This is a genomic window from Pseudomonas sp. GW823-FHT02C05, assembly GCF_058797595.1.
In genome coordinates this window covers 233994-251555 of record NZ_JBXAJU010000001.1, presented here as the reverse complement: position 1 = coordinate 251555, position 17562 = coordinate 233994, and the positions used below count along the sequence as shown (strand labels likewise).

Annotated in this window: 15 protein-coding genes and 1 riboswitch; of the genes, 9 read left to right on the top strand and 6 right to left on the bottom strand. The window is 67.3% G+C overall.

What is annotated here, in order from left to right:
• Positions 1-4: 4 nt before the first annotated feature.
• The 4 genes from AC1RGE_RS01220 to AC1RGE_RS01205 all read left to right on the top strand — a co-directional run bounded on the left by AC1RGE_RS01220 (position 5) and on the right by AC1RGE_RS01205 (position 5250).
• Positions 5-1078 (top strand): arginine N-succinyltransferase, encoded by a 1074-nt coding sequence (locus AC1RGE_RS01220; protein ID WP_011060539.1) that lies wholly within the window; start codon positions 5-7, stop codon positions 1076-1078.
• A 216-nt stretch (positions 1079-1294) separates the two neighbouring features.
• Positions 1295-1498, top strand: a riboswitch (cobalamin riboswitch).
• A gap of 152 nt (positions 1499-1650) precedes the next feature.
• Positions 1651-3576: a TonB-dependent receptor plug domain-containing protein gene (locus tag AC1RGE_RS01215; RefSeq protein WP_492584230.1), complete on the top strand. Its 1926-nt coding sequence runs from the start codon at positions 1651-1653 to the stop codon at positions 3574-3576.
• 11 nt (positions 3577-3587) lie between these two features.
• Positions 3588-4340, top strand: coding sequence for a (2Fe-2S) ferredoxin domain-containing protein (locus AC1RGE_RS01210; protein WP_492583066.1), 753 nt, complete (start codon positions 3588-3590; stop codon positions 4338-4340).
• Positions 4333-5250 (top strand): ABC transporter substrate-binding protein, encoded by a 918-nt coding sequence (locus AC1RGE_RS01205; protein ID WP_041117246.1) that lies wholly within the window; start codon positions 4333-4335, stop codon positions 5248-5250. Before AC1RGE_RS01210 ends, AC1RGE_RS01205 begins: the two co-directional genes overlap by 8 nt.
• Before the next feature lie 96 nt (positions 5251-5346).
• On the opposite strand, the gene AC1RGE_RS01200 is transcribed toward AC1RGE_RS01205, so the two are convergent.
• Positions 5347-6429: a diguanylate cyclase gene (locus AC1RGE_RS01200; protein ID WP_492583064.1), complete on the bottom strand. Its 1083-nt coding sequence runs from the start codon at positions 6427-6429 to the stop codon at positions 5347-5349.
• A 236-nt stretch (positions 6430-6665) separates the two neighbouring features.
• On the opposite strand from AC1RGE_RS01200, the gene AC1RGE_RS01195 reads away from it, so the two are divergent.
• From AC1RGE_RS01195 to AC1RGE_RS01185, 3 genes are all read left to right on the top strand, one after another.
• Positions 6666-7592, top strand: coding sequence for an alpha/beta fold hydrolase (locus AC1RGE_RS01195; protein ID WP_492583062.1), 927 nt, complete (start codon positions 6666-6668; stop codon positions 7590-7592).
• Positions 7593-7727: 135 nt separating this feature from the next.
• Positions 7728-9122, top strand: a complete 1395-nt coding sequence (gene hglS, locus AC1RGE_RS01190) for a 2-oxoadipate dioxygenase/decarboxylase HglS (protein ID WP_053157541.1) — start codon at positions 7728-7730, stop codon at positions 9120-9122.
• A gap of 140 nt (positions 9123-9262) precedes the next feature.
• Positions 9263-10684 carry an FAD-binding oxidoreductase gene (locus AC1RGE_RS01185; RefSeq protein WP_011060532.1) on the top strand — a complete coding sequence of 474 codons (1422 nt, stop codon included), beginning with the start codon at positions 9263-9265 and terminating at the stop codon, positions 10682-10684.
• A 12-nt stretch (positions 10685-10696) separates the two neighbouring features.
• Here the strand turns inward: AC1RGE_RS01185 and AC1RGE_RS01180 are convergent, their stop codons facing one another.
• Entirely contained in the window at positions 10697-11062 is a 366-nt protein-coding gene (locus tag AC1RGE_RS01180; RefSeq protein WP_368995639.1) for a hypothetical protein, read from the bottom strand.
• Positions 11063-11247: 185 nt separating this feature from the next.
• Here AC1RGE_RS01180 and AC1RGE_RS01175 point away from each other — a divergent pair, with 185 nt between their 5' ends.
• On the top strand, positions 11248-11634 hold the full coding sequence (locus AC1RGE_RS01175; protein WP_401260887.1) for a hypothetical protein: 387 nt from the start codon (positions 11248-11250) through the stop codon (positions 11632-11634).
• 269 nt (positions 11635-11903) lie between these two features.
• Here the strand turns inward: AC1RGE_RS01175 and AC1RGE_RS01170 are convergent, their stop codons facing one another.
• The 4 genes from AC1RGE_RS01170 to AC1RGE_RS01155 all read right to left on the bottom strand — a co-directional run bounded on the left by AC1RGE_RS01170 (position 11904) and on the right by AC1RGE_RS01155 (position 16826).
• Entirely contained in the window at positions 11904-12491 is a 588-nt protein-coding gene (locus AC1RGE_RS01170) for a hypothetical protein (RefSeq protein ID WP_041774161.1), read from the bottom strand.
• A gap of 109 nt (positions 12492-12600) precedes the next feature.
• A complete protein-coding gene (locus AC1RGE_RS01165; RefSeq protein ID WP_011060528.1) occupies positions 12601-13686 on the bottom strand; it encodes a lipocalin-like domain-containing protein in 1086 nt (361 codons plus the stop codon).
• Positions 13676-16156, bottom strand: a complete 2481-nt coding sequence (locus AC1RGE_RS01160) for an ABC transporter permease (RefSeq protein WP_492583060.1) — start codon at positions 16154-16156, stop codon at positions 13676-13678. The genes AC1RGE_RS01165 and AC1RGE_RS01160 overlap by 11 nt, the downstream gene beginning before the upstream one ends.
• A 1-nt stretch (position 16157) precedes the next feature.
• Complete coding sequence (locus AC1RGE_RS01155) at positions 16158-16826, bottom strand: ABC transporter ATP-binding protein (protein ID WP_011060526.1); 669 nt, start codon at positions 16824-16826, stop codon at positions 16158-16160.
• A gap of 164 nt (positions 16827-16990) precedes the next feature.
• Here AC1RGE_RS01155 and AC1RGE_RS01150 point away from each other — a divergent pair, with 164 nt between their 5' ends.
• Complete coding sequence (locus AC1RGE_RS01150; RefSeq protein WP_015635024.1) at positions 16991-17539, top strand: YniB family protein; 549 nt, start codon at positions 16991-16993, stop codon at positions 17537-17539.
• The last annotated feature ends 23 nt before the right edge of the window (positions 17540-17562 follow it).

The window sequence follows — 17562 nt, the reverse complement described above, 5'->3', positions numbered from 1 at the left end:
GCCAATGATCGTCCGTCCGATCCGCGTCACCGATCTGCCGGCGGTCTTGAGCCTGCTCGAAGGCAGCTGTCGCGAACTGAACAACCTGTCCACCGACCCCGAGCGCCTGGCCCATCGGGTGCGCTGGGCGCAGCGAGCCTTCGCCAACCAGGTGGAGCGGGCCGATGCCGACTACCTGTTCGTCATGGAAGATGACGAGCAGCAGGTGATCGGGGTCTGCGGCCTGAGCGGCGCCATCGGCCTGCGCGAGCCCTGCTACAACTACCGGGTCGGCACCACCCACGGCAGCGCCCCGGTGCTGGGCATCGAAAAGCACATCCCGACCCTGTTCCTGTGCAACGAGATGACCGGGCAGTCGCTGCTGTGCTCGCTGTTCCTGCGCCGCGATCACCGCCAGGGCTACACCGGCCGCCTGCTGTCCACCGCGCGCCTGCTGTTTGTCGCCGAATTCCCCCGGCTGTTCGGCGACAAGCTGGTGGCCGAACTGCGCGGCCAGCTCGACAGCCAGGGCCGCTCGCCGTTCTGGGACAGCCTGGGGCGGCACTTCTTCAAGATGGGTTTCCAGCAGGCCAATCGCCTGTCCAGCCACGGCAGCAAATCCTTCATCGCCGAACTGATGCCGCGCCAGCCGCTGTACACCTGCCTGCTCAGCCCCCAGGCACAGGCCGCCATCGGCCAGGCCCACGCCAGCACCGAACAGGCGGTGAGCATCCTGCGCGACGAAGGCTTCAGCCATCAGGGCTGCATCGACATCTTCGATGGCGGGCCGCTGATCGAGGCCGAGGTGGCGAAGATCCGCAGCGTGCGCGAAAGCCAGACCCTGCCCCTGCTGGTGGGCACTCCGGACGCACAGGCGCCGGTGTGGCTGATCCACAACCGGCGCCTGGAAAGCTGCCGCATCACCGCCGCCCCCGGGCGCCTGGTTTCGGGTTGCCTGCTGGTGGACCGGCTGACCGCCAAGCGCCTGCAACTGCAGCCGGGCGACTCGGTACGGGCGGTGCCGCTGCTGGCCTGCGAGTCACGCACGGCCCTGCACGCACAGCGGCACCTGGCCCCGCAAAGCGCCCTGCTCCTGTAGCCGCTGCCGCAGGCTCGGGCCGCGCTCGGAAGCACGGCCCGCAGGGGCGCGAAATCTCAAGACCGCTGAGGTGCTCGACATGAGACTGCCAAGCAAGGCCCTGCGGGCCTTTGCGCAGCCTCGTGGGCTCGGCAGCGGCTACAGAGGCGTCAGGGCGATGAATCCGGTAACACCTGGCGGCAGGCGCAACGTTGACGAACGCCGGGGCGGATGTTCATATGCCGCCCAGTTTCAGGTGCCTCCTGCCGCCGCGCAGGAGGTGAAACGGGAAACCGGTGCGCCCCTTTTCGGGCAAGTCCGGTGCTGCCCCCGCAACGGTAAGCGAGTGCTGCATTCAACAGGCCACTGTACCCAAGGTATGGGAAGGCGAATGCCGCCAGACTCGCAAGCCCGGAGACCGGCCTGTGACGTCTGTTTGGCAATCCTGCGGTGGGCGGGCATGGGCCGGTATGGTCGCGTGCCCGTGGCCGATACCCTCTCCTGCGTGCTTCCCGAAGACACTTTCGAGAAGACCAACAATGACAACACCTGACACTTTCCTTGCACGCGACTGGCGTGCACCTCGCCGCACCATGAGCGGCGCCCTGCTCGGCTGCCTGTTCAGCCCCCTGCTGCTGGCGGACGACAGCCCCCTGACGCTGGACCGACAATTTGTTTCCGCCCCCTCGGTGGAGTCCACCACGGTGGCCGAAATGGCCCGGTACGGCAGCAAGGTGGAGATCATCGACCGCCAGCAGATCGAACGCGCCGGCCCTAGCAGCGACATCACCCGGGTCCTGCAGATGTACGTGCCGGGGCTGTATGTGGCGCCCAAGAATGGCCCCTTCGACTACGGCACCTACTCCCTGCTGGGCGGGCGCAACGACGACACCCTGATCCTGCTGGACGGCGTGCGCCTGAACAACCGCCTGTACGGCGGCCTGTACCTGGATACCCTGCCGGCCAACGCCATCGAGCGCATCGAGGTGCTCAAGGGTGGCCAGAGCCTGCTGTTCGGTACACAGGCGGTGTCCGGGGTGATCAACATCGTCACCCGCAGCCCGCAGACCCGCGACGTCTCCGGCGAGGTCAACCTGGGCCTGGACAGTTTCATGGGCACGAGCGGCGATGCCCGCGCCGAGCAGATCCTCAGCAACGGCCTGGGCGAGCTGGGGCTGTTGGCCTATGTCAGCCACAACGTCTCCGATGGCTACCAGCCATTTCGCAACAGCGCCTACAACGCCAACACCCGGGACAAGAAACGCAGCTATGAAGTGACCACCTTCGGCGCCAAGGCGATCCAGGGCCTTGGCGACGCTTCGCGGCTGGAACTGTTCTACCAGTACAGCGACGCCAACCTGGATTTCGCCCGCCCGGTGAACAACCGGAAAACCACCAACGACCGCATCCAGCAGATCGCCACCGCGACCTTCGAGCAGCGCCTGGGCGAAGGCTTCAGCTACTTCGTCAAGGGCCATGTCAACGACTGGGACACCCGCTACACCAGGATCGACAGCCTCGACGACGCCAGCCTCAAGGTGCGCAACCACAACGACTACTGGGGCTTCACCGACTGGGGCCTGCAGGCCGAGGGCAAGGCCGAGCTGGACGGCGGCCACGTGCTGGTATTGGGCACCGACAACCAGTGGTTCAAGGGCCAGGACGACGTGCTCAAGATCGACAACAAGCAGGCCCAGGCCAATGCCCTGTACACCCAGCTGCGCCCGGTGTTCGACGCCCTGCCCGACTGGCACCCGAGCCTGGGCGTGCGCCACGAGAAAATCAGCGGCGGCGAGAGCGCCACCGTGGGCATGCTCACCTCGCTCTACGACCTGACGCCCCACTGGCAACTGCGCGGCCAGTACGGCAGCGCCTTCAAGCTGCCCAACGCCGAGCAGCTGTACGCCAACGAGGACTACGAAAAAGGCAACCCCGACCTCAAGCCGGAAAAGAGCCTCAATGCCGAGCTCGGCCTGGACTACAAGGGCAGCCTGCTGGCCGGCGAATTCAACGCCAGCGTCAGCGCCTTCCACCGCAAGATCGACGACCTGATCACCCTCGACGCCAACGATGTCTGGAGCAACGGCCAGGGCCGGATCAAGGTGCGCGGCATCGAACTCGACGGGCGCTGGCAGTTCAGCCCGCAATGGACCCTGCAGGCGGACATGACCCGCAACCTGTTGGAGTCGCGCAACGGCGTGACCCTGAGCAACATCCCCGGTTTCTTCGCCCGTTCGCGGCTGGGCTTCGAAGCCCCGGACCGGATGTGGGGCGTGGGTGGTGCGGTCCGCTACATCGGCCAGATCGACAGCCCGAAGAACGTCGACTACGGCCACTATTCGGTGGTCGACGCCGATGCCTATCGCTACCTGGATACGGCCCAGCAGCACCGCCTGAGCCTGCTGGTGGAGAACCTGTTCGACCGCGACTACAGCACCAGCATGACCAGCACCTCGCCCTCGGTGGACAACCTGGGGCGACCCTTCACCACCGAAGTGCGCTACACCTACCGCTTCTGAGGCCGACCGACATGCATGAGAACTATCAACGGGTGCTGTTCGTCGGCCCTGGCCTGCACGGCGGCGCCCTCGGCGAAGCCTTTCGCAAGGAGCTCCAGGCCCTGCGCGGCGACGGCGCCGACACCCGGGTGATCGACACCCTGGACGGCTTCGACAGCCTCTGGGCGGCGCTGGGCGAAGCCCTGCCCGAGGACGGCGCGAAGCTGCTGGTGGTGGACCTGGAACCCAGCTCCGACAGTGCCTACCTGGACTGGCTGCGCGATGAGCTGGGGCGCCTGGCCCAAGCCCACCCCCAGGCACCGCGGCTGTGGATCACCGCCCAGGCCCTGGGCCGGCGCGGGCTGGACGCGGCCCTGGCCTGCGCCAGCATCGGCCAGCGCGAGCGCCACCTGGCCTGCGACAACGTCAACGCGGTGCAGAGCGACCCGGACTGGTCGCGGGTGCCGCCCCATGCCCGCCAGGTGTTCCTGTGCACCGGCCCGCGCTGCGTGCGGCGCGGCGCCCTGGCGCTGTGGAAGACCCTGCGCCGCGAACTGCTGCGCCTGGAGCACATGGAGACGCCCGGTGGCGTGCTGCTGACCCGCACCGCCTGCCAGTTCCCGTGCAACCTGGGGCCGGTACTCACCGTGCACCCGGACGGCTGCTGGTACCGGGTGCGCGATGACGGCGAGGTGCTGCGCCTGGTGCAGCAGCACCTGGTCCAGGGCGAACCGGAGGCGGACCTACGGATTCCCGCGCCCTACGGAGGAACGGCGGATGCCTAGCAGACTGCTCGGCCTGCTGCTGTGGCTGGCGGCCCTGCCAGCCCTGGCACACAGCTACCAGAACTGTGGCCGGACCTGGACGGTGGACGGCCCGCCCCAGCGCATCGTCGCCCTCAACCAGCACAGCGCCGACCTGCTGCTGGCCCTGGGTGCCGGGCCGTCGATGATCGGCGTCGCCTATCTGGACGACGATGGCCAGGCCCAGGCCGAAGGGCTTTACCACGGCGTGCCGGTCATCGCTCGCCAGTACCCGTCGGCAGAAGTGCTCTACAGCCTGAAACCCGACCTGGTGGTGGGCGGCTTCGCCTCGGCCTTCCCGGAAAACTTCAGCTCCCGGCAACGCCTGGAAGCCATAGGTGTGGGCAGCTACCTGCTGGAATCGGCCTGCGCCGGGCATGACCAGGACTACTTCGGGCATATCCGCCGCGACCTGCTGACCCTGGGCCGGCTGCTGCGCCAGGAGGCCCGCGCGCAGCAACTGGTGGGCCAGATGGATGCCGACCTGGAGGCCGCCGCGGCCCTGTACCACGGGCGCCCGACGCCTTCGGTGTTCTACCTGGACAGCGAAGTCAACGGCCTGGCCAGCCAGGGCCAGCGCGGGTTTGTCGGCGTGCTGCTGCAAGCGGCCGGTGCGCGCAACAGCTTTGCCGCCATCGACCGCCCGCGCCTGACCGTGGACAGCGAGACCCTGCTGGCCAACGACCCGGACGCCATGCTCCTGGCCGACGCCCTGTGGTCCCCGGCCCGGCGCAAACGCCAGCTGCTGCACAGCGACCCTGTGCTGTCGCGATTGCGCGCGGTGCGCGAAGACCGACTGATCGACATCCCCTTCGCCCGACTGGTGCCGGGCATCGCCAGCGGCCGCACCGCCCTGGAACTGGCCCGGCGCCTGCACCCCACCCACGACTGACCCCCACCCCCGTAGGAGCCGGCTTGCCGGCGAAGGGAACACCCCCGATCCCTCGGCGTACCCACAGACGCCTTCGCGGGACACAAGGAACAGCGGCTACAGGGAGTTGAGCAAACGCCTGGACGGCTGCTCCGGCGGGTGGCAGGTGACGTTGTTGCGGCCGCAGGTCTTGGCCGCATACAGGGCCTGGTCGGCATCGTTGAGCCAGCCCATGGCGTCGTCGTGCAGGGGGTTGAAGGCCGCCAGGCCGATGCTCAGGCTGACCTGCAGCGCCGGGCTCTGTTCATAGCCCAGGGCCCCAAAACGACCGCGCAGGGCCTCCATCAGTTCGGCGGCATGAGCCAGGGGCACGTCCGGCAGGATCACGCAGAACTCGTCGCCGCCATAACGTCCGGCCTGGTCGCTGACCCGCAGGTTCTGCCGCAGCAGCTTGCTCAACTGGCGCAGCACCACATCCCCGGCCACATGGCCGTAGGTGTCATTGATGGTCTTGAAGTGGTCGATGTCGATCAGGGCGATGGCGCCACCATGGGCCTGGCGCTTGCAGCGTTGGAACTCGATCTCCAACTGGTCCTTCCAGGCGCCATGGTTGAGCAGCCCGGTCAGACTGTCGGTGCGGCTCAGGGCCAGCAGCTCGCGCTTGTGCCGGCCCAGGGTCACCGCCTGCTGATAGCAGATGTAGCCCAGGGCCAGCGGGTACAGGGTCAGCATCGGCAGGCAGGCATACAGCTGCTCGGGGGTGGTCTGGGCGACAAACGCCGGCCCGAACAGCCACAGGGCAACGCCCATGCCCAGCACTTGGGCCGCACTGCCGGCGAGGAAGAAACGTAACCCGCCCAGGGCCATGTTGTTCATGGCCATCATCCCCAGGGTGGTGGCCAGCGGCAGCGGATTGAAGTGCATGGCGCCGACCCAGAAGCCCCCCAGCAGCGAATCCACCAGCAGGTTGCGGTACTCGGCACGAAACGGCACCCGGGCCAGCCGCGCCCATTGGTAGGCCAGGTGCGGCCAGGCAAATGCATTGAACAGCATGAAGCCCCAGACCCAGGGCGCCGGTTGCAGGGGCGCCATCCCCGCGGCCACGCAGAAAAACCCCAGGGCCAGGCCCAGGGTCCGTGACCGATAAAGCCTCCTGGCCAATGACAGTCCCTTCCCTCTGGTGTCCTGCGCAGGGAGCAAGTCGCCTCCGATCAGCAATGGGTAAAGGTGGAACGAGCGGGTGGCAAGCAACCGGTGAAAGTCTATCAGTCGCGTTTCAAAGCGCCATCACTGCCAACGCCCAGTTTCGGCCTGCCAGCGCCAGCAGGTGGGGAATATTTGGCTATAACTGAGGGGCGGCCGATAACCGACTTCGCAGTGGCGAGCACGACGCGCGCCGCCCCTGAGCCGATCCACCCTGCCCCTGGAGGCCGCCGATGCTGGTGATCCTGGTCCTGCTGCTCCTTGCCGCACTCTGGTGCTACCGCACCTACCCGCGCATCGGCCACCTGCTGTACGACGCCAGCGTGGCCCTGGAAGCACGCCTGTACCGGCTGCAGAAAGTCCCGGTGCAGATCGGCGAAGAGACCCTGATGACCTACCAGGGCGGCCCGGCCCAGGCGCCGGTGATCCTGCTGCTGCACGGCCTGAGCGCGGACAAGAGCATCTGGCTGCGTTTTGCCCGGCACTTCAACCGCGACTACCGGTTGCTGATCCCGGACCTGGGCGGCCATGGCGAAACCGCCTATGCCGCCCACCAGGACTACCGTGTTCCGGCCCAGGCCCAGCGCCTTTTGCGCTTGCTCGACGCCTGCGGCATCCAGCGGGTGCAGGTGATCGGCAACTCCATGGGCGGCTATATCGCCGCCTGGCTGGCCGCCCATGCCCCGCAACGGATCAGCGGCCTGGCGCTGTTCGACCCGGCCGGCGTCGAAGCCCCCGAGACCAGCGACCTGCAGCACCTGCTGGAACAGGGCAAGAACCCCTTCCTGGTCCGCTCCCGCGCCGACTTCCAGCACTTCTACAGCCTGACCATGGCCGCCCCGCCCTGGGTGCCCGAAGCAGTGCTGGCGGCCATCGCCGAACGCTATCAGGCGCGCCGCGGGCAACTGGCGCGGATCTTCGCCGAGCTCCAGGCCAGCCCGCCCATGGAGCCCGAGCTGGCGAAGATCCAGGCCCCGACCCTGCTGCTCTGGGGCCGCGAGGACCGCCTGCTGCACCCCAGCAGCGCCCAGGTCTGGGCCAAGGGCCTGCCCCAGGCCCAGGTGCAACTCTGGGAGGGCATCGGGCATATGCCCATGGTCGAACGCCCGGAGCGCAGTGCCCGGCTGTACCAGCAGTTCCTGGAACGCCAGCGGCACTGACAGCGGCCCGCTCATGCATTCATTTGCAGAATGAAGTTCAGAGGAAACTTCGTTTGTCAGCCTCGGGCAGGCCCAGCAGAATCGAGGCCGACCCGCCCTTTCACGCCTCGCCCCTCTGCCACGGGAAGCCTGTTCATGAGCAACCAGCACTTCGTCAGCCCGGACCTGATCCGCCAGGGATTTTCCCGGGCGATGTCGGACATGTACCGCGAGGAGGTGCCGCTCTACGGCGCCCTGATGGAGCTGGTGGCCGAAGTCAACGCCCAGGTCCTGGAGCGGCAGCCGGCGCTTGCCCGGCACCTGCAGAGCAGCGGTGAACTGCAGCGCCTGGACCTGGAGCGCCACGGCGCGATCCGCGTCGGCAGCGCCGCCGAGCTGGCGACCCTGGCCCGGCTGTTCGCGGTAATGGGCATGCAGCCGGTGGGCTACTACGACCTGACCCCCGCCGGGGTGCCGGTGCATTCCACGGCCTTTCGCGCGGTGCACGAAGCGGCCCTGCAAGTCAGCCCGTTCCGGGTCTTCACCTCGCTGCTGCGCCTGGAGCTGATCGACAACCCGGAGCTGCGCAGCTTTGCCGAACAGGTCCTGGCCCGGCGCCAGATCTTCACCCCCCAGGTGCTGGAACTGATCCAGCAGGCCGAGGCTGCCGGAGGCCTGGACGCCGAAGACGCCGAGCGCTTTATCCGCCAGGCCCTGGAAACCTTCCGCTGGCACCACCACGCCACGGTGACCGCCGCCCAGTACGCCAGCCTCAGCGCCCAGCACCGGCTGATCGCCGACGTGGTGGCCTTCAAGGGCCCGCACATCAACCACCTGACCCCGCGTACCCTGGACATCGATGAAGTGCAACGGCTGATGCCTGCCCGCGGCATCACCCCCAAGGCGGTGATCGAAGGCCCGCCGCGCCGGGAATGCCCGATCCTGCTGCGCCAGACCAGCTTCAAGGCCCTGGAGGAATCCGTGGCCTTCACCGACCAGGCCCAGAGCCAGGGCAGCCACAGCGCGCGTTTCGGCGAGATCGAACAGCGCGGCGCGGCGCTGACCCCCAAGGGCCGCGAGCTCTACGACCGCCTGCTGAACGCCGCCCGCGACGCCCTGGGCGACTTCCCCAACGAAGCCAATGCCCAACGCTACAACCAACTGATGCAAGAGCACTTCAGGGAATTTCCCGACAGCCACCCAGCCATGCGCGAACAGGGCCTGGCCTACTTTCGCTACTTCGTCAGCGAAACCGGGCTGGCCGCGCGCAACCAGCCCCAGCGGCCCACCACCCTGGCAGCGCTGCTGGCGGCCGGGCACCTGAGCGCCGAACCCCTGGTGTATGAAGATTTCCTGCCGGTCAGCGCCGCCGGGATCTTCCAGTCCAACCTGGGGGACGACAGCCAGAGCCACTACGCCGGGCAATCCAACCGCCAGGCGTTCGAAGCCGCCCTGGGCCGCCCCACCCTCGACGAACTGCAGCTCTACGCCCAGACCCAGCAGCGCTCCCTGGAGCACTGCGCCGCCACCCTGGGCCTGCCGGCGCTCTAAGGCGCAGGGCAGGCCCGCGGGCCGATGCCGGCCTTGCAGCCGGTGCGCTGCCCCCATGGTCATGGACCCGTCGCGGCGTTATTCTGCCGCCACTTGCGCCCCCATCAGCGGCGCGCCACCACCAGGGATGGACACGGCGAATGAGATTCGCGATCGGCCTGTTTTTATGCGCGGCACTCGGCGGCGCACTCACCACCCACGCCGCAGAAACCGTCAACGACATCACCCAGCTCAACCCCATAGTGGTAGACCAGGTGGTGCGCCCCACCCGCCTGGAGCAGATCGTCCAGCTGGTGGCCGGGCACCCCGGCCCCATCGCCATTGGTGGCGGGCGCTACAGCATGGGCGGCCAGACCGCCACCGAACAGGCCTTGCAGATCGACATGCGCGGCTTCAACCGGGTGCTCGACTTCTCCAAGGAACGCAAGGAAATCACCGTGCAGCCGGGCATCACCTGGCGCGCCGTGCAGGACTACATCGACCCCCACGATCTGTCCGTGAGCATCATGCAGAGCTACGCCAACTTCACCGTCGGCGGCGCCCTGAGCGTCAACGCCCATGGCCGCTACATCGGCTACGGCCCGCTGGTGAGCTCGGTGAAATCCATCAAGCTGGTGCTGGCCGACGGCCAAGTGGTGGACGCCAGCCCGCAGCACAACAGCGACCTGTTCTACGGCGCCATCGGCGGCTACGGCGGCCTGGGGGTGATCGTCCAAGCCACCCTGCAACTGAGCGACAACGTGCGCCTGCTGCGCAGCGTCGACGAGATGCCCCTGGGGGACTACCGCCCCTACTTCCAGGCCCGGATCCAGAACAACCCCAAGGTCATCCTGCACAACGCCGTGCTCTACCCCGACCAGTACCAGACCCTGCGCGCGGTTTCCTACAGCCAGACCGACCTGCCGGTCACGGTCAAGGAACGCCTCACGCCCCTGGACCAGAACTACTGGAAAGAACAGAAGGCCCTGAAAGTGGTGAGCCAGTGGCCCGGCGGCAAGACCCTGCGCCAGGAAGTGATCGACCCCCTGGTGCTGAAAAAACCGCAAGTGTCCTGGCGCAACCACGAAGCCAGCCTCGATGTGCGTGAACTGGAACCCGACTCCCGGGCCAAGCGCACCTACGTGCTGCAGGAATACTTCGTGCCCCCCGACCAGCTGGAAAGCTTCGTCCAGGAGATGGGCGCGACCCTGCGGGCGCACAAGGTCAACGTGATCAACCTGTCGATCCGCCACGCCAAGGCCGACCCCGGCACCCTGCTGGCCTGGGCCAAGACCGAGGTCTTCGCCCTGGTGCTGTACTACCAGCAGAGCACCGCGCCAGAGGAACGGGAAAAAGTCGGCGTATGGACCCGCGCCCTGGTGGACAGCGCCATCGAGCGCGGCGGCAGCTACTACCTGCCGTACCAGATCCACGCCACGGCCCAGCAGTTTCGCGCGGCCTATCCACGGGCCGGGGAGTTCCTGGCGCTGAAGGCCCGGGTCGATCCGCAGAACAAGTTCCGCAACAAGTTGTGGGATGCCTATGGGCTGGGGGCCACAGGGGATGGGGCTGCCCAACCTTAAGGCCGGGGGCCATCAATGGGCCGCGGAGCGCAGTGGCGCCAATACCTTGCGTTGCTGCAGGTAAATCACTCCGTCACCGTCGAAGGCCAGCACCTTGTCGGTGGTCAGGGCGCTGGCGTCGCCGTCCTCGTACTTGAGCCAGCCCTCATCCCACAAGTCGCCACTTTCATGACGCACCTGCACAAAGAAATAAGGCGGCTCGGAGCGGGTGATCTCAATGTAATGCCCACCATCGGCCCCCCCCTGCCACCGCGCATCAGGGTGCTCGGCCAATGCATGGGCCGGCGTCGTGGAGAAGCCGTTCTTGAACACGACCACCGCCAGCAATACCAGCGCCAGTACGCCCACCGACATGAGCAAACGTTTTAACCAGATCAATCCAGGATCTCCGCTATCATTCACCGCCCTCGACCTGTCCCGGTCGGGCAATCGCGCATTCTGTTGAAGGCCCGCGCACTGTGCAATAACAAGCGCAGTGGCCGCTTGCCATCCTGCCCGGCCGCCCCCCCCGGAAAGCCGGCTGAACGCCTCTTGAACCCGCAGTACCAAGGAAAGGATTGGCCATGCGTATCACCCTCAACACCCTTTATGTCGAAGCCGACCATAGCCTGTGGGTCAATTTCAGCAGTGCGTTCGGCGAAGGCCGGGGCCAATGGCTGGGCACGCCGCCACAAATGGGCCAGGTGCATGAGGTGGAGTTGAGCCTGGAGGACGATTTTGTCTGGGATCACAACCTGTGGGCCGCGACCCAGGACAGGCCACGCATCAGCCGGGAACAGGCGGGGCTGCGGGTCACCGGGCAGTTGCTGCCCCGGGAAGACGAGGCTGTCGCGGCGCTGGCCATAGGTCCGAACATCGTCCTGCTGTCGCTGCAGGGTGGCCACGCGCAGCCAGGCGGCTTCGTCAGCCTGCTTGCACGCCAGGTCAGCTTGAGTCCGGTGGCACTGTAGAGGAAGCACGGCAGGCTCGCGCCGGAGCATCCAGCCAGGGTCGATTCAGGGTGATGTACAGCGGGAAAGTCGCAGGACGCGACAGGGAAAGGTGTTCGCCCAGTGCTCTGGCCTTGGCAATCCTTGCACCGGTAAAGAGCCCTTGCACCGGGCGAACGGTTGGCATTCTAGTGCAACTGGCGGGGAAAGTCCGTGGGCAGATTCTGAATAAAACTGCACAGTGCAGTTAACCCGATTGCCCATTGCCTCCCCCGCTCAGTCCTGCCCCCTCAGCCTTCGTGGGCAGTGCTGACCTGCAGGATGTCGGTGTAGGTCACCAGCACGCTCTGGCCCACCTTGAGGTCCTTGAGGCGCTGCTGGACTTCGGGTTTCTCCACGCTCACCACTTTCTTGTTGCCCGCCGGGCCTTCGAAGGTCAGCTGGTTTTTCTTCAAGTCGATGGCGGTGATCTTCAACTGCACCTGCACCTGGCGATAGGCCGCGCCGCCGGGGTTGGGGTTGTCTGCGGTAGCGCGGACCACGCCGCTGGCTTCGCTGGAATCGGGCTTGCCCTTTTCAACGTCGGTGTCGAGCACCGCCACCACCGAGTGGGTGACCGTGACCTTGACCTGATCGCCGACCTTGAGGTGGCCCAGGTCCTTGGCCTGATCGCTCAATTGCACATGCACCGGCTTGCCCCCGGCGCCTTCGAGCACCACCTGGTGCTTGGCGGCGTCCACCGACAGGACCTTGGTCACCACCTGATCGGCCTCGATGGCCCCGGACAGCGGGATATCGGCGGCGAGTGCGGCAAGGCTGGCGGTGCCCAGCACAGTGGCCAGGGCGACGGCGCGGGCCAGGGTATTGAGGGTTTTCATCATGAACATTCCTTGTGGTTGAGAAACACACTGACTTTCAGTCAGGCCCTTGAGCATAGACGCCCTGCCAGCTTTCACCGGGGGGATGGGTGCAAGCGTCGCGGCGCCCTCAATAACCGGTCATCTCCAGGTAGCCGCTGCCACTGTGGCTGCCAGCAAATTGCAGCGGCCCTTCCCAGTAGGGAATGCTCAGGTTCATCCAGGCCTGGGGGTTCAGGGCCCGGGTGGTGATATCCAGGCCCTTGGCGGGGATCTTCAGTTGCCAGGTGGTGGGCAGGCTGCGGCCCTGGACCCTGGACTGGGCCAGCGGCAGCAACTGGATCTGCTCCTTGCCCAGGCTCTGGGTGTGGCCATCGGTGCTGATCCAGGTGCCGGTGATATAGGGCGCCTTGTCCCGCTCGCGGACCCGGAACAGCATCAGCCGCTCGCCGCTGTCCAGGTGCAGAGAGAACCAGTCCCAGCCGCTCTGGTCCGCGCCCAGGGGCTGGCTGCTCCATTCCCGGTCGAGCCAGGCCGGGCCGCTGACCTGATAGCGCTGGCCATCGATCTGCAACTCCCCCGCGGCCTGGAAGAACGGCTGGCTGTAGTAGTAGGAGGCCTGCCCCTGGTCGGACTTGCGGCTGTAGCCGCCCTCGCCCTGCAGCACCAGCGGCCGGCTGCTGGAAAGCTGCAGGCGATAGGCAAACCCCGGCCCCGCGGCCTGCACCTGCATCCGCGCCAGGGGGTCGCCGGCGCTGTTCAGGGTGCTCAACTGCCAGTCGTCGATCCAGGCCTGGAACGGCTGCGCGATCACCCCGGCCTGGCCGACGCCACCCCGGGCATACCGCTCGGCGGCGTGGTGGCTCTGGGCCGACGTGGCCGCTGCATGGCCCAGCCACACCAGCGGCGCGCCCCAGCCCGGCTGTTCGGGAGCGGCCCGCAGGGCACTGCGAAACAGCGTCCACTGCACGCCGAAGTGGCGGCCCTGGGCGTCGCTCAGGTCTGCCGTGAGGTACCACCACTCGATGCGAAACCCGTCATGGGCACCGTGGTCGGCAGGAAAGCTGAAACTGCGCCCCGGCAGCACCGGGGTGAAGGCCGCGGCCTCGCTGCCCAGCCCGGCAAAACCCTGGGGCGGCTCGGCGGGCTGTTCACAACCGGCCAGCAGCGCCAGCAGCAACCCTGCCAGGGCCCGGCCCAACACATCAGTCTTCATGGGCAAAAGTCCTCAGCAGGTCCGCCGGTTGCGCGCGGTACAAACGCAGCAGCGGCCAGGCCGATGCCAACAGAGTCGCCAGCATGGCCAGGCCCAAAAGTTGCAGAAGCTGCCCGGGGAACACCCGCAACGGCAGGCGCCAACCAAAGGCCTGGACATTGATCACGCTGTCCAGGCACCAGGCCAGGAGGATGCCCAGCGGCAGCGCCAGGACCAGGGTGAGCAAGGCCAGCAGCCAGGTCTGCCCGAGGTTCAGCAGCATCAGTTGACGCCGCCCCACCCCCAGGGCCCAGAGCGGCGCCAGCTGGCCCAGCCGGCTCTGGCTCTGGGTCAGCAGGCTGATGAACAGCGCCACCCCGGACACCCCCAGGGTCAGGCTGTTGAGGGCGGCGGTGGCGGCGAAGGTGCGTTCGAAGACCTGCTGCGACCAGCCCTTGAGCCGGGCCTGATCGATGATCCGGCTGTCGTCCAGGGCGAACCGCTGTTGCAAGGCGCCGACCAGCCCGGGCATCGCTCCCGGCGCCAGGCGCAGGTTGAAACGGCTCGGCGTCAGCGCTGGCCAATGCGCCAGCAAGTGCCCGGCATTCACCAGCAGGTGGCCCTTGGGGTTGCCATAGTCGGCGTAGATCCCCACTACCCGGGGCGCCCACTGCCCGACGGGCACCGGCAGGCTCAGGCGGTCGCCGGGGCGCACCTTCAGGCGTCGGGCCAGCTGTTCACTGAGCATCAGGGTGTCCTGGCTCGCCAGTTGTGCCCAGGGCTCGGCGCCGTCGCTTTCCAGGAGCGGCCAGTGCTGGCGGTAGCTGGGATGGTCGATCACCCCATACAGGTCCGCCGGCCAACCCTGCACCTGCAACGCCACCTGCCAGCTGGGCAGCACAGCGACAACCTGGGCCTGTTGCGGCAACCAGTCCAGCAACTGCCGGGCCTGCTCCGGGCTCTGCGGATTGACATACAACTCGGCGCTCAGGCGTTGCTCCAGCCAGTCGTTGAAGGTTTCGCGAAACCCTGCCGTCATGCTGCCGGCGCCGATATTCGCCGCCAGCGCCAGCAGCAGCGCCATCAGGGCCAGGCTCAGGGCCGGCAGTTGCTGGCGGCAATCGGCAAGAAACCATTGCCCCAGCACCCCACGCCGGCGCCCGAGCAAGACCCCCAGCACCGCATCGAGCAGCACCGGCAGGCCCAGGGCCGCCGCCAGCAGCAAGGCCGCCATCAGCACAAAGCCGCTGGCCAGGCTGTCGCCCCACTGCCACGCCGCCAGGGCCAGCAGCAGCGCCACTACGGCCACCGCACCCTGGCGGCGCAGCCAGCGGGCATGGGCCTGATGCCAGGCCTGGGGGTTGGCCAGGGCCAGCAGCGGCAGGCGCGCCGCCCGCAGCAGGCTGGCGGCGCCGGCCAGCAAGGCCCCCAAGAGGCTCAGGCCGATACCGCTGAACCACCACCCGGGGCTGAGGCTCAACTGCCCCGCCACCTCGGCGCCGTACAAGCCGCGCAGGCTGGCAGCCACGTCCGGCAGCAGCAGCCCGGCCAGCAGGTAGCCGCTGATGACCCCCGCCACTCCACCCAGCAGCGCCAGGGCCCCCAGTTCCAGAATCAGGCTGAAGATCAGCAGCCGCGCACTGACCCCGCAGGCGCGCAAGGTCCGCAGCAGGCCACGACGCTGCTCCAGGGCCAGGCCGATGGCGGCATGCACGATGAACAGCCCGACCACGAAGGACAGGAAACCCAAGGCATCCAGGTTCAGGTGAAAGCTCTCGGTCAGGCGCGCCAGGGTGTTTTCCGATTCGCCCGAATGCAGCACCAGTTGCCCCGCCAGCTCGGCCGGCAAGGGCGGCGCGCGGGCGGCAAAGTCCCGGGGCAGCAGCAGGCGGCTCAGTTGCCCCGGCTGGTCCAGTACCTGCTGGGCAAAGCCGATGTCCATCAGCAGCAGCCCCGGGGCCATGTCCGCCTGCACCTGCAACGGCGGCAGCAGCCGGCCATTGCTGGCCCGGGGCTGCTGGCCCTCGCGGTAGCCGAGGCTGGCCAGGGTCTCTGGGGCAACCCAGGTACGCCCCGGCGGGCTGAAGAATTCCACCACCTGCTGCATCGCCAGTGGCTTGCCGGCCACTGCGGAACCGGCGGGCAAGGACAAAGGCTCGATGCCCATCAGTTGCAGGCGCAGCGCCTCGAAGCCCTGCAACTGCACCCGCCCTTGCAGCACCGGCGACACCGGCCAGCCGGCCCGGCGCAGGTCGACGAACCATTGCTGGGCAAAGCTTGCGCCAGTGGCCGTGCCCAGGCTGGCCTGGGGTTCACCGCCAATCAACTGGCTGGCCCGGGCATAGCTGTCCCGGGCCTGGCTGTTGAGGGCCAGGACCCCGGTCAGCAGGCTGGTGGCCAGCCACAAACCGGTGAGCACACTGAAGAACTGCACCGGGTGCTGGCGCCAGTGGCTCAACAGCGCCTGCAAGGTGCCACGCAGCACCCGCATCTCAGGCCCCGCCCGCTGCGGCCAGGCGGCCACGCTGCAGGACCACGGTGTGTTGCAAACGGCTGGCCACGCGCTGGCTGTGGGTCACCATCAGCAAACTGGTGGGGCTGTCGGCCAGCAATTCCAGCAGCAAATCCAGCACCTGGTCACTGGTGGTTTCATCGAGGCTGCCGGTGGGCTCATCGGCCAGCAACAGCCCGGGCCTCGACGCCAGGGCCCGGCCCAAAGCGACCCGCTGCTGCTGGCCGCCGGACAGCTGCTCGGGGTAGCGGCGCAGCAAGTCCCCCAGGCCCAGGCGTTCCACCAACTGCGCCTGCCAGCGCGGATCGAAGCGCCCGGCCAGGCGCGCCTGGAAACCCAGGTTGTCCTCGACCCGCAAGCTGCCAATCAGGTTGAACTGCTGGAACACCAGGCCGACTTCGGTGCGGCGCCAGTTGGCCAACTGGCTTTCGCTCATGCGCTCCAGGCGCTGGGCGCCGATGCGAATGCTGCCGCCATCCACCTGGTCCAGCCCGGCCACCAGGTGCAGCAAGGTGCTCTTGCCGCTGCCGGATTCGCCCATCAGCGCCAGGCTGCTGCCCTGCCCCAGGTGCAAATCGACACCCTGCAGCACCGCCAGCGGCCCCTGGGGGGTGGCATAGCTCTTGAACACTCCTTGTACTTCCAGCATGGGCTGACTCGTCCGACCTGAAGGGGGCTCAAGGATAACCCGTGTCGCCCATGGCACCAGCGCAAACCTGCAGCGCGGCAACCGATGAACCAGGGCGCGCCCCTATCGCCCAACGGCGACGGAATATAGTATTGCGGCCCTTTTGTTCATTGCAGGAAGCACCCATGACCTACACCAGGGCCCAATTGCAGTACCGGCTGTACATCGCCGCAGGCGCACTGTTGTTTACCGGTGCCTTGATCTCGACCTTTTTCTCGACCCTGAAAATGCTCTACTGGCGCCTGGACAGCTACACCACCATGGCCTCGACCATCAATCGCCCGATCAAGTACTTCGTGTACCAGGTCAATGCCAACACCCAGCCTTTGAACTGGTTCTGGGACAACAGCCCGACACCCAGCTTCCTCGACCTGAGTTACTCCTCCCACTGGAAATTCCTGGTGATCTACCTGCTGATCTTCGTCGGCGCGGCGCTGTTCGCCACGGGCCGGGGGATGATACGCAAGGTCGAAGAAGTCGAGCCGCTGATCGAGGCCCAGCTCCAGGCCCCGGTGGAGGAAGGCGTCCCCGCCAAGACCCTGCAACAGCTGGAGGACTCGACCCTGGTGGGCAAAGCGCCGTCGTTCTTCAGCCAGACCCGCCTGCTGGTGGTCTGGCCCCTGGGCGGTGCAGCGGTCTACCTGGGCCTACTGTGGATGCTGGGCATCATCTGAGCCCCGCGCCGGCGCATCGATTT